An 11,554-nucleotide genomic window follows, 5' to 3' on the forward strand; every position below is an offset into this window, starting at 1 on the left:
CTGCGAACTTTTCCGATGGCCGCTTCGGAGAAGCGATATTTCGGCAGGCGCGCTTAATTTACGTCAGCCCATCCACCGGCTGCGCCAAGAAGTTGCGGAGACGCCCAGGTCCATTCAGATCACGACCGTTCATCAGATTGTCCAAGTGTTCCGACGTGCCGCAGCGCCACCGCCGAGAGGATGGCGAGCACTATCATGCTAATCGCGCTAACGACGGCCGCACTGTTGAACCCTGCTGTGAACGCAATTTGCGCTTCTTCGATCAGCCCAATTGGCAGGTCTGGCGCTATGGCCGATGCCGCCCAGAGGCTGTCGCTGACCGCTTCGCGTGTGTCTTCGGCCAGGTTATCGGGCATATGATCGAGCATTGTGCGTCGATAGACGGCGGTGGCGAGGCTTCCGAGAACGGCGATACCGATCGAAACACCAGTATCCTGAACGGTCTCGGACATGGCCGAGGCCGATCCCGCCTTCTCGGGCGGCGCCGCGCCGACGACGAGATCGGTGCCGAGCGCAGCGATGAGCCCGTTGCCGAGATAAGCAAGACCCAAACCCGCCACGACCACCGCGATACTAGCGCCGCCGTTACCGACCCCGGCGAGCATCAGATATCCGACGGCTGACAGAACGAGCGATCCGGCAACGACGAAGCCGGGCCGGATGGACCGGGCAAGGAGCGGTGCACCCACGCCGCCGGCGATCATGCCCAGCGCCGCAAGGCCCATCCACAAGCCTGCGGCAAAGGGTGCGTAGCCGGCCACCAGTTGCAGATATTGAGCGGAGAGCAACATCGTCCCGCCAACCGCCACCAGTCCGACCAGCAGCACGATCAGGGCCACAGAAAAGGCCCTGTTGCCGAACAAGCTCATATCGACAAGCGGATCGGAAAGCCGCCTTTGCCGCCGCACAAAGAGCACGGCGAAGACAAGGCCCGCCGCGATGGCGCCGATGGCGTCGGGAGCGAAACCATATTTGGCGATCTGCTTGATGCCGTAGATCACCGGCAGCATGGCGGCCAACGAGATCGCCACATTGAACAGATCGATCCGACCAGCATTCGGCGCGCGATATTCAGGCAACAGAATGGGGGCGAGCACAAGCAACAGCGCGACGATGGGCACAGCAAGCAGGAAGGTGGCGCCCCACCAGAACTGCTCCAGAAGATACCCTCCCAGGACAGGTCCCAGCGCATAGTCGACCCCAAAAATTGTGGCCCATATGCCAAAAGCGAGCGCGCGCTCACGGGGATCGGCGAAGAGATTGCTGATGAGCGCCAGGGTCGAGGGCATCCGCGTCGCGGCGGCCACACCGAGTGTCGCGCGCGCCGCGATCAACATCGCAGCGCTCGTCGAAAAAGCCGCAATTGTGGGGTCTGATGCCGGAGGGAGCAGAATAGTACGAGACCATCTTGATCGTTCTCGCAAAGCCCCCCAATTTTCAGTGTTATATTAAAAATAGGGTGATTCAGCACGTATGTGGCGGCAATGTTTTGCCGCCACTATTCTTACCAGATTAGGAACGGAGCTTGAGGCGTTTCGAGGCGAAGTATGATATCAGGCGTCTTTTTGCTTGAATACCTGAATGGCTATTCCAAAAAGCGGGATACCGATCGCGAGCAACGCGAGCGCGCTCGGCCACAATTCGCGGATTCCCACACCTTTCAGAAAAACTCCCAGCGTAATGTCCATGTAATGGCGCAACGGACTTGCCAGGGAAGCAATCTGAAGCGCTTTTGGCATGCTCTCGATCGGCGCCAGCGTGCCGGACAGGAACATCAACGGAAAGAGCCCGAAAAACGCCAGCAGCAGCGCCTGCTGAAGCGACCGGCTGACGCTGGCGATCAGAACACCGATGGCAATGGCGCTAAGCAGGAATACCGCAGTGAGGCCGAGAAAAAGAAGCAGACTGCCGCGCAGAGGGATGCCGAACCACCAGACGATCAATAGGCTGGGGAACACCGACAGAAGTCCCACCACCAGCGTCGGCAGGGTCTTGGCGACGAACAGCTCAAACGTCCGGATCGGCGTGACGCGCAATTGCTCGATTGTTCCCGCCTCCTTCTCGCGTACGATGGACGCGGCGGGATGGATCACGCCGACCATCAGCGCGGCGAGCGCCACCATCGACAGCACGATAAAGGCAGTAAAGGTCTGGTCGGGATTATACCAGACCCGCACCATCGGCACCGGTCCAGCCGCAATCCCACCGCTGTCGCCGCCATTGATTGAGAAGCGCCCGACGATCTCAAGGGCGTAGCCCCGTGCCTGGGCAGCCATGTTGGAGTTCGCCCCGTCCAGCAGCAGTTGCAGTTCAGGCGTCCGATCATTCTGAAGATCGCGCTGGAACCCCGGCGGCACCACCAACGCCACGCGGGCGCGTCCATCCTGCAGCCAGGCACCGGCCTCGGTCGCGCTTGCGGGCCGGCCAGCATCGGCGAAGACGTCCGTTGCGAGAAACTCTTGCACCAGCGAGCGGCTTTGCGGGCTGCGGTCCAGATCGACGACTGCCAGCGGCATGTTCTCGACTTCAAAGGACAGCGCGTAGGCGCAGATCACGACCTCGATCGTGTAAAGCCAGAGGATCAGGATCAGGATCAGCGGATCGCGCAGGAGCTGGATCAACTCCTTCACCAGTAGACCTGCGAGACGTGCGCCCATCACGCCACCTTCTTTCTGAAACGCCAGACCGCCAGCGCAAAGATCACCAGCGTATAGGTCAGTATCAGCAGCGCTGAAGGCCACAGCTCGGCAAGGCCTGCTCCCTTCAAGACCACACCGCGCGAGAAATCCACGAAATACTGCGCCGGGAAGAGCCGCGTGTAGAGTTGCAGCACGTACGGCATGGTGAAGATCGGAAACAGGAAGCCGGAAAACAGGAAAGACGGCATCAGCGAGAGGATCAATGCCAGCAGCATGGCGGCGAGCTGGCTGCTGGTGATCGTCGAGACGAGCAGCCCGATCCCGACCGTGGTGAAAACATAGATCATGCCGACCCCGAACAGCAGACCGAGACTTCCCTTGAGCGGCACGGCGAACCAGAGGAAACTCACCGCGATCACCATGACGAGCTGCAGGAACGCGATCAGCCCGTAAGGGATCAGCTTGCCGGACAGGAACTCGACCGGTGTCACCGGCGAGGCGAATATCTGCTGGATCGAACCGGTCTCCTTTTCACGGGTGATCGCGAGTGCGGTCAGGAGCGGCGGGAAAGCCATGAGTATAACGCCGAACAGGCCGGGCACGACAAAGTTCACGCTGCGCAGCGCAGGATTGTACCAGACCCGCGCAGCCACTTCGATCGGAGGTGCCGTCTGGACACCGAAGCCGGTGATGATCGCGTTGGCATAGGCCGCCACCAGATTGGCGGTTGCCGAGAATGTCCCATCCACCAGCGCCTGAACCGGAGCGGGTTCCCCCCGCGCGAGTTGGTCCGCGAAACCCGGCGGAATGATCAACGCTAGCATGACGGCACCGCGCTGCAACGCGGTCTCGGCCTCGATTGCGCTTCGGTAACTGTCGGCCATGACGAAATACCCGCTGGCCAAAAACCGATTGACAAGCGCCCGGCTTTCCGTCGACTGGTCATGGTCGAGCACTCCAATCGCGACGTTGTCCACATCGAACGAGATCGCGTACCCGAACAGGAACAACATCACCGCCGGTATGAGCAACGCCACCGCGACGGTAACTGGATCCCGGATGATCTCCTTCGTTTCTTTCTCGACGATGGCGAGTATTCGCGACAACTTCATGAGACGGCTCTCTCCGACTGCGGCCTGGCCCGCTCACGTTCCATGAAGGCCAGGAAGACATCCTCCGCCGTTGCTAACTCCTGCCCGGGAAAATGCGCGCGCAGTGCCGGCAGGTCACCGACGGCGATCATGCGACCCATGTCCATCAGGCCGAGACGGTGGCAATAGGCCGCTTCCTCCAGATTATGGGTCGTCACGAGAACCGTCATTCCTTCTTCGGCGAGGATCCGGATCAGGCGCCAGAACCGGAACCGCGCCAGCGGATCGACGCCCGAGGTCGGTTCGTCGAGGAACAGTGCTGCCGGGCGGTGTAGGACGCTGCAGCCAAGCGCCACGCGCTGGCGCACCGCACCGGAAAGACGTGCCACCATCTCACCTTGCTGGCCACCGAGTCCGGTCATCTCCACCGCCCAGCCGATCGCCTCGCGGGCATCGCGCCACGACAGCCCGTAGGCGCTGGCGAAGAATGACAGGTTTTCGCCGACGGTCAGATCGGGATAGAGCGAAAAGCGCTGTGACATATAGCCGATCCGCTGCCGCAGCCGACGTGGGTCCGATAAGACGTCGACGCCGGCCACCGTCGCGCTGCCCGCCGAGGGCGGCAAGAGGCCGCAGAGCATGCGGATCAATGTCGTCTTACCCGCGCCGTTCGCCCCCAGCAGACCGAAGATTTCGCCCGGCGCGATAGTGAGGGTGACTTCTCCCACCGCGACGAAATCGCCGAAGCGGCGGGTCAGCCCCTTGGTCGCGATCTCTCCCGTCTTGCCTGTTGCGGCGCGCGCGACGGGCTGGGTCGCCACAGCGGTATCGGACTCTTCCGGTACGGACTCGCCCCCGCGCAGGATCGTGAACACGTCCTCCATTCCCGGCTCCGCCACCGCGACCTGTCCAAGATCGTCCAGACGTGCCCGCTCGTCTGGCGAAAGTTCGGCACCCGGCTTCATCACGAAACGCACGCTGTCTACGCGCCACTGGATGCCCAGAACTCCTGCGATTCCATGCAGTGCCGCCTCGGCTTCCGCTGGCTGGTCAGAGACGATGGAATGGACCTGTGCCTTCGCCTGCGCGCGCAGTTTATCGGGTCGCCCGAGCGCCATCAGCCGGCCCCTGTCCAGAAACGCCACCCGGTCGCACCGGTCGGCCTCGTCCATGTAGGATGTCGCGAGCACGATTGTCGTCCCCTGGCGGCGGAACTCGTCGAGGATTTGCCAAAGCTCCCGGCGGGAGAGCGGATCGACTCCGAGCCCTGGCTCGTCGAGAAGCAGCAGCGGCGGCTCGTGGATCAAATTGACGCAGAGTGCGAGCTTTTTGCGCATCCCCCCCGATAGCGCCCCCTCGCGCCGGTCGAGAAAGGGTGCCAGCCCCGCCATCTCCAGCAACCGGCGGCGCCGGGCCATATAGACTGCCCCCGGCACGCTGCGGGTTCTGGCTGCGAAAGACAGATTCTCAGCGACGGTCAGCCGGTCATAGAGCGTGAAGCCCTGGGCCATGTAGCCGATCTGCGAAGTGATACGGGCCGATTCCGCCACGGTGTCGTGACCCAGCACTCGACATCTGCCTTCGCTGGGATCGAGAATCGCCGCGAAAAGTTGCAAGAGCGTCGTCTTTCCCGCACCGTCCGGTCCGACTAGGCCGACGATCTCGCCGACACCGATCTTGATGTCGATGTCGCTCAGCGCCCGGTGTGACCGATACCGGCGCCCGAGCCCCTCTGCTTCAATGACCGTATCGTTCGTTGCCATGGCGGAGCCTTCGCTATGTCGGCACGAACAGCCGCTCGGGCCATCCGGCATCGGGTTGCCACAGGATCCAGGCATCGGTCGGCATTCCCGGTTTCAGCACGCCGTCGGGATTGTCGATCGCGAGCGTCACGCCGAAGACCAGTCGCACCCTTTCGTCGGGCATGTGGATGTCGCGCGGCGTGAATTGCGCGGTCTGATCGACCCGCGCGACCCGCGCCTCGAACAGCCGGTCGGGAAAGGCGTCGACGCGCAGGCGCGCCGGTGCGCCCAGTTCCACCTGTCCGATCCGGCTTTCGGGAATGAAGACGCGGACCTCCGCTCTGGTAAGATCGAGCAGCGTGACCAATGGCTGTCCCGGTTGAACGAATTCGCCGGGTTCGGCCGCCTTGACCAGCACGGTGGCGTGCAGCGGGGCGGTGATCCGGGTCTTGGATATCTGGTTGTCGAGAAGGGCGATCTCGCGCTGCACGGCGGTGATGCGCTTGCTCATCGCGCTTTTTCCCGCTTCAAGCGCCGCCACATTGCCCTGCGCCTCGCGAAACGCATTCTGGGCGATTTCCAGCGTCCGGGGCGCAACGGTGCCGCGGGCCTCGAGTTTCCGTACCCGGTCCAGCTCGGTCCGGGCCGTGCCCAGATGATGCCGGGCCACTTCGAGTTCGCTTTCCGCGCGGTTGAGTTCCGCCTCAAGGGCTTCAATCTCCGCTTCTGCGCGCGCTTTGTTCAGGTTGGCATCGGTGTCATCGAGCCGTACCAGCAGGTCGCCCTCGGCAACCAACGCACCTTCGACAAGTTCGCTTTCGACAACGCGGCCGGCCACTTCGGCGGCAACCCGGATTTCCGTGCCCTCCACGACGCCATTTCCGTAAACAACCTGCTCGGGAAGCGGCACGGGCCGGAGATAGACATAGAGACCGTAGGAGCCTCCCGCGATCAGGAGAAGTACGATTGCTGTCCAGATCCAGGTCTTGCTCATCCCGTCTTTCCTTCTTCATCGAAAGGTCCAGACATCGGTCGCCTTTGCGGCCGCTGTCGATGATGCAGGCAGATTTAAACGATCGCGAGCGGCCGGCGCCTACTTTGGTCTCGTGCCCCGACGATACCAGTCGGGCGAGACCGAATCGTACCTCGAAAACTCTGGAAGATCACCCCACACAGCGTACGAAGAGCTTCTCCGCACCGCCGAGTAACAGCGCTTCAGGCGAGAATCCACCGGTCGTGGCGGCAAGCCTAAGCTCCGACGCGTCGACGCCCTCAAGGTCGAATTGAACAGTCTCATTGATGACATCGTTGCGAAAGTCACGTCGGAAACCATCATATTCGACGCGATGATCGAAGCTCATGATCACCGTGCCGTCGCGCAGCTCCCATCGGCCCGTGCGCCATGGCAGGAGCCCAACGTCCTGGTTCGCCGCGCGCCACCATTCGATCGTGCCGTCCCCATCTCGCTCGAACAGGATCACGCGCTCGTTGGCGCAGTCGGACTGACTGGCGGACCAGACACCGGTCAGCGCAGCGCGATCACCGCCGGATACCCGGCCAATCAGCCCGGCCGGCTGCGCCTTGGCAACGCTTTCCGCAAGAGCCACGTCATAGGTGGCGCGAACCTCGGCAATCTCAGCGGCCCGCTTATCCGCACGAACTCGATCCGCCGCCTCCCGTTCGGCCTGGGCCGCCGCCAGTCGCGCGTCCCGGTCCGCCGTGATTGCGGCGGCTGTATCATCAGCGCCGCCGGCGGCGGCGGCGACGGTGTTGCGGCGAACCCGAAGTTGATACGCGCCGGTGAACGAAGAGACCACTGCATCGAGGACGCGCACGTCGCCCATAACCCGGCCCTGCGTATCGGGCGCGCCGTCGCCGACAATGATGCCAGCGACCTTGCGCTGGTTCGACGGATTGGCGCCGAGCGACCGGCAAAGCTCGGCATAATGGGTCATGCCCGTGAGCGCGGCGGATTCGATCAGGGTGTCGTTGCGCAGTTGATCTCGATTTTCGAACAGAAGAACGATCTCGCCGAGCTCATGGCATTTCGGATCGCCGGGGTTCAGGACATGAAGGGCGACATCGATGGGTTCGTCATAAACGAACCAGGCGGGTCCGCCATCGAAGGCTCGGATCTCATACTCGGCCGCTGTCGCCACGTTGGCGATCCCGCACGCGGCAAATGAGAGCGCTGCGAGGCCCCGCAGGGCGGAACGACAAGCGAAACGCATGGATCATCTCCTTTTTAGTCCCCGCGAATCCCCCGCCAGACAGCGTTTGCGCGGATTTCGCAATGTGCCATCGCTTCGGTCCAACTCCATCCAAGAACTTAGCCATTCCGGCCACCAAAAATAAGATCTGACGGTCTTGGCTAATCATTGCCGTACTTGGCGCTTGCTTCTTCTTTTATGAACACTTGGATCAACTTGGAAGTTACTTCATTGATTAAACACTGATTTTGCCGCGATCTTTTGCCAACTGCAACGGGCGTTTTGCTCAAACAAAGCGGTAAAAGATCGATGACTCCAACCAAGCTTCTGATCGGCCAGATCATCACCGTCTTCGCCATCGTGATTGGCGCGGTCTGGTTTGCGACGCAGTGGACGGCCGGGCAACTCGGTTATCAACCGCGTCTCGGCCCGGCTTGGGTATCGATCGGCGACTATCCGGTTTATCTGCCATGGCGGCTATTCGAGTGGTGGTACGCCTACGAGGCCTACGCCCCGGCGATCTTCAACCGCGCGGGCGCTATGGCGGCGGCGGGCGGCGTTCTCGGCGTCGTTGTCGCCATTATCGGATCGCTCTGGCGGGCGAGACAAAACCGGCTGGTCACCACCTACGGCTCGTCGCGCTGGGCGTCGAAGACAGAGATCGAGAAGGCTGGGCTCTTCGATTCGGGAGGCGTCTTTCTTGGAACGCTGAAGGGGCGCTATCTGCGTCATGACGGACCAGAACACATCATGTGCTTCGCGCCGACCCGTTCCGGGAAGGGCGTCGGCCTTGTCATCCCGACGCTTCTGAGTTGGCCGCATTCGGCCGTCATCCACGATATCAAGGGCGAGAACTGGCAGCTCACGTCTGGCTGGCGCGCCAAGTTTTCGCACTGCCTGCTGTTCAATCCGACCGATCCGGCGAGCGCCAGATACAACCCGCTCCTGGAAGTGCGCAAGGGCCGCAACGAGGTCCGCGACGTCCAGAACATTGCCGACATCCTGGTCGATCCCGAAGGCTCGCTTGAGAGACGGACGCACTGGGAGAAAACGGGCCACTCGCTGCTCGTCGGCGTGATCCTCCACATCCTCTATGCGGAAGAAGAGAAGACGCTCGCCCGCGTCGCGGCCTTTCTCTCCGATCCGTCGCGCTCCTTCGAGCGGACGCTCCGGGTCATGATGAGCACCAATCATCTCGGTACGGAGGACAACCCGCAGGTCCATCCCGTCGTCGCCCAGGCCGCGAGAGAATTGCTGAACAAGAGCGAGAACGAACGCTCGGGTGTGCTGTCGACCGCCATGTCCTTCCTCGGGCTCTACCGCGATCCGACCGTAGCGGAGACGACGAGCGCCTGCGACTGGCGCATCGCCGATCTGATGGACGCGGAACGGCCGGTCTCGCTTTACCTGGTCGTTCCACCCTCGGACCTGTCACGCACCAAACCACTGGTGCGTCTGATCCTCAACCAGATCGGCCGGCGTCTCACGGAACGTTTGCAGGGCGAGCCCGGTCAGGGTCACCGCCACCAGCTTCTGATGATGCTCGACGAGTTCCCGGCGCTCGGGCGGCTCGACTTCTTCGAAAGTGCGCTGGCCTACAAGGCCGGCTACGGCATCCGCAGCTTCCTGATCGCGCAATCGCTCAACCAGATCTCCAAGGCCTATGGCGAGAACAATGCGATCCTCGACAATTGCCATGTCCGGGTCGCGTTTGCCTCGAACGACGAGCGCACGGCCAAGCGTATCTCAGACTCTCTCGGCACGGCGACGGAACTGCGCGCCCAGCGCAACTACGCCGGCCACCGGCTCGCGCCGTGGCTCGCCCACGTCATGGTCTCGCGGCAGGAGACCGCCCGGCAATTGTTGACGCCTGGCGAGGTGATGCAGCTCCCGGCCGACGAGGAGATCGTGATGATCTCCGGTCAGGCGCCGATCCGCGCCAGGAAGCTGCGCTATTTCGAGGACGCCAACTTCACGGGCCGGGTGTGCCCCCCGCTGGGCCTGTCGGCGGACGGTCCCTATGCGGATCGTCCGCCCTCCCGCGCCGACGACTGGTCGGGACAGGTGCGCAAGCCCCATGCCGATCTCATCAAGCCCTGGTCCGAACTCGTTTCCGGTGGCGAAGAGGACGAAGGCGGCCTCAAACGCCACCCCGCGCTGCCGGAAGAAGCGCCTGCGAAACATCAGCCCGAACGCGCGCCGGACGCGGGGCTTGTCGATGACGAGTTCGATCCCGCTGACGCCCGAAGGATGGATCAGCTCGCCCGCAATGCCGCGACCGTCCGCCGCGCCCACGCCCTCAATAACGGAATGGGCGATCAGGCCGACGACGACCTGATCCCGAGCTTTTAGGGGAGGCGCTGCTCATGAAAGCCCGCCTCTGCGTCTATCTTTCCGATCAAGTCGATCAACGGCTCGGTATCGCGGCACGACGGCCGGGGGCGTCAAAGTCCGCTATCACCGATGCCGCGCTCGCCGCCTTCCTGTCGCCTGAGCGGGACGACCAGCGTGACGCGGCGATCATCCGGCGGCTCGATCATTTGTCCCGTCAGTTGGATCGCCTCGAGCGCGACCAGACCATCGTCTCCGAAAGCCTGGCGCTCTTCATCCGCTACTACCTGATCATCACCCCGCCGCTGCCGGGTGTCGAGCAGGACGCCGCCCGCGCGCTCGGCAAGGAGCGTTTCGAGTTCTTCGTGGCGCAACTCGGACGCCGGCTTGCGGGCGGCAAGACCATGATCCGCGACGTCCTCGAAGAGGTCGCGCCGAGCGAGAGCGATTTCTTCACCGAAGCCGAAATCGACGCGCTTCGCGCCGCGAAGCAGTCCCCGTCTTCGAATGGCGACGCCAAGAACGGCCAAGGCGGATCAGAGGAAGCGAGCAATGACTGACCGCTTCCACCCCACGACCCTTGACCGCCAGCGGACCATGCTGCGCACCGCCATGGGTCCGGCCATCGCTGCCGCGCTAGCGGATCCCGCGGTCATCGAGGTGATGGTCAATCCCGACGGACGGCTCTGGCTCGACCGCCATGGCGAAGGGCGCGTCGACACCGGTAAACAGCTTGGCGCCTCGGAAGCGGAGCGGATCATTCGGCTCGTAGCCAGCCACATTGGCCAGGAATGCCACGCGGAGCGGCCGGTCGTCTCCGCCGAACTGCCCGAGACCGGCGAACGCTTCGAAGGGCTGTTGCCGCCGGTGGCGCCATCCCCGTGCTTCGCGATCCGCAAGCCGGCGAAAGTGCTCTACCGGCTTTCCGACTATGTCGACGCTCAGATCATGGCGCCGCTCCAGGCCAAGGAACTGGCCGAGGCCGTTGCGTCAGCCAAGAACATCGTCGTGGTCGGCGGAACCAGTTCGGGCAAGACCACATTGGTCAATGCGCTCCTTGCTGAGGTTGCGACAAGCGGCGACCGCGTCATCCTGATTGAGGATACCCGAGAGCTCCACTGCGCGGCGGAGGATTGCGTCAGCCTGCGCACCAAGCCCGGTGTCGCCGCGCTGTCCGATCTCGTGCGCTCGACGCTCCGTCTACGCCCCGACCGGATCATCGTCGGCGAGGTTCGCGGGCCCGAAGCCCTCGACATGCTGAAAGCGTGGAACACCGGCCATCCCGGCGGGATCACGACGCTGCACGCCAACTCCGCCCATGCCGGGCTCTATCGCCTCGAACAGCTCATCCAGGAAGCGGTCGTCACCGTGCCTCGCCGGCTAATCGCCGAGGCGATCGACATCGTCGTCTTCCTCAAAGGTCGGGGCTCCGGCCGTCGCGTCGAGACCGTCGCCGCGCTCGAAGGACTCACTTCGGGTGGTGACTACCGTCTCAAGCCGCTAACCCCGATCCAGCTCATTCCAACCGCTTAACAAGAAGG

At 63.1% G+C, this 11,554-nt stretch carries 9 protein-coding genes and 1 pseudogene; 4 read left to right on the top strand and 6 right to left on the bottom strand.

The genetic code is table 11. The features are described 5' to 3' along the window. Window positions 1–119: 119 nt before the first annotated feature. The 5 genes from CMO28_RS27370 to CMO28_RS27390 all read right to left on the bottom strand — a co-directional run bounded on the left by CMO28_RS27370 (window position 120) and on the right by CMO28_RS27390 (window position 6,466). A complete protein-coding gene (locus CMO28_RS27370; RefSeq protein WP_296720020.1) occupies window positions 120–1,424 on the bottom strand; it encodes an MFS transporter in 1,305 nt (434 codons plus the stop codon). Window positions 1,425–1,553: 129 nt separating this feature from the next. Beyond that, window positions 1,554–2,657 (bottom strand): ABC transporter permease, encoded by a 1,104-nt coding sequence (locus tag CMO28_RS27375; RefSeq protein WP_296720021.1) that lies wholly within the window; start codon window positions 2,655–2,657, stop codon window positions 1,554–1,556. Next, on the bottom strand, window positions 2,657–3,751 hold the full coding sequence (locus CMO28_RS27380; RefSeq protein ID WP_296720023.1) for an ABC transporter permease: 1,095 nt from the start codon (window positions 3,749–3,751) through the stop codon (window positions 2,657–2,659). Before CMO28_RS27380 ends, CMO28_RS27375 begins: the two co-directional genes overlap by 1 nt. After that, on the bottom strand, window positions 3,748–5,493 hold the full coding sequence (locus CMO28_RS27385; protein WP_296720025.1) for an ATP-binding cassette domain-containing protein: 1,746 nt from the start codon (window positions 5,491–5,493) through the stop codon (window positions 3,748–3,750). The genes CMO28_RS27380 and CMO28_RS27385 overlap by 4 nt, the downstream gene beginning before the upstream one ends. A 13-nt stretch (window positions 5,494–5,506) precedes the next feature. Next, window positions 5,507–6,466 (bottom strand): HlyD family secretion protein, encoded by a 960-nt coding sequence (locus CMO28_RS27390; protein ID WP_296720026.1) that lies wholly within the window; start codon window positions 6,464–6,466, stop codon window positions 5,507–5,509. Window positions 6,467–6,497: 31 nt separating this feature from the next. On the opposite strand from CMO28_RS27390, the pseudogene CMO28_RS27395 reads away from it, so the two are divergent. Then, window positions 6,498–6,611, top strand: a pseudogene (locus tag CMO28_RS27395) (transposase); the annotation flags it as partial. A gap of 24 nt (window positions 6,612–6,635) precedes the next feature. Here the strand turns inward: CMO28_RS27395 and CMO28_RS27400 are convergent. Next, window positions 6,636–7,703 carry a hypothetical protein gene (locus CMO28_RS27400; RefSeq protein ID WP_296720029.1) on the bottom strand — a complete coding sequence of 356 codons (1,068 nt, stop codon included), beginning with the start codon at window positions 7,701–7,703 and terminating at the stop codon, window positions 6,636–6,638. A 288-nt stretch (window positions 7,704–7,991) separates the two neighbouring features. Here CMO28_RS27400 and CMO28_RS27405 point away from each other — a divergent pair, with 288 nt between their 5' ends. From CMO28_RS27405 to trbB, 3 genes are read left to right on the top strand one after another with little or no spacing between them, the layout of a single operon-like run. Next, on the top strand, window positions 7,992–10,034 hold the full coding sequence (locus CMO28_RS27405) for a conjugal transfer protein TraG (protein WP_296720031.1): 2,043 nt from the start codon (window positions 7,992–7,994) through the stop codon (window positions 10,032–10,034). A gap of 14 nt (window positions 10,035–10,048) precedes the next feature. Then, complete coding sequence (locus tag CMO28_RS27410; RefSeq protein ID WP_296720034.1) at window positions 10,049–10,573, top strand: CopG family transcriptional regulator; 525 nt, start codon at window positions 10,049–10,051, stop codon at window positions 10,571–10,573. Continuing rightward, window positions 10,566–11,546 (top strand): P-type conjugative transfer ATPase TrbB, encoded by a 981-nt coding sequence (gene trbB / locus CMO28_RS27415; RefSeq protein WP_296720038.1) that lies wholly within the window; start codon window positions 10,566–10,568, stop codon window positions 11,544–11,546. Before CMO28_RS27410 ends, trbB begins: the two co-directional genes overlap by 8 nt. Window positions 11,547–11,554 lie beyond the last annotated feature (8 nt).

The organism is Tistrella sp., from assembly GCF_002684955.1.
GTDB classification, from domain to species: domain Bacteria; phylum Pseudomonadota; class Alphaproteobacteria; order Tistrellales; family Tistrellaceae; genus Tistrella; species Tistrella mobilis.

Excerpts from the sequence above, each read along its gene's own strand:
- CMO28_RS27405 (WP_296720031.1), top strand. The coding sequence starts at position 7,992 with ATGACTCCAACCAAGCTTCTGATCGGCCAGATCATCACCGTCTTCGCC.
- CMO28_RS27380 (WP_296720023.1), bottom strand. The coding sequence starts at position 3,751 with ATGAAGTTGTCGCGAATACTCGCCATCGTCGAGAAAGAAACGAAGGAG.
- CMO28_RS27375 (WP_296720021.1), bottom strand. The coding sequence starts at position 2,657 with ATGGGCGCACGTCTCGCAGGTCTACTGGTGAAGGAGTTGATCCAGCTC.
- CMO28_RS27400 (WP_296720029.1), bottom strand. The coding sequence starts at position 7,703 with ATGCGTTTCGCTTGTCGTTCCGCCCTGCGGGGCCTCGCAGCGCTCTCA.
- CMO28_RS27410 (WP_296720034.1), top strand. The coding sequence starts at position 10,049 with ATGAAAGCCCGCCTCTGCGTCTATCTTTCCGATCAAGTCGATCAACGG.
- trbB (WP_296720038.1), top strand. The coding sequence starts at position 10,566 with ATGACTGACCGCTTCCACCCCACGACCCTTGACCGCCAGCGGACCATG.
- CMO28_RS27385 (WP_296720025.1), bottom strand. The coding sequence starts at position 5,493 with ATGGCAACGAACGATACGGTCATTGAAGCAGAGGGGCTCGGGCGCCGG.
- CMO28_RS27390 (WP_296720026.1), bottom strand. The coding sequence starts at position 6,466 with ATGAGCAAGACCTGGATCTGGACAGCAATCGTACTTCTCCTGATCGCG.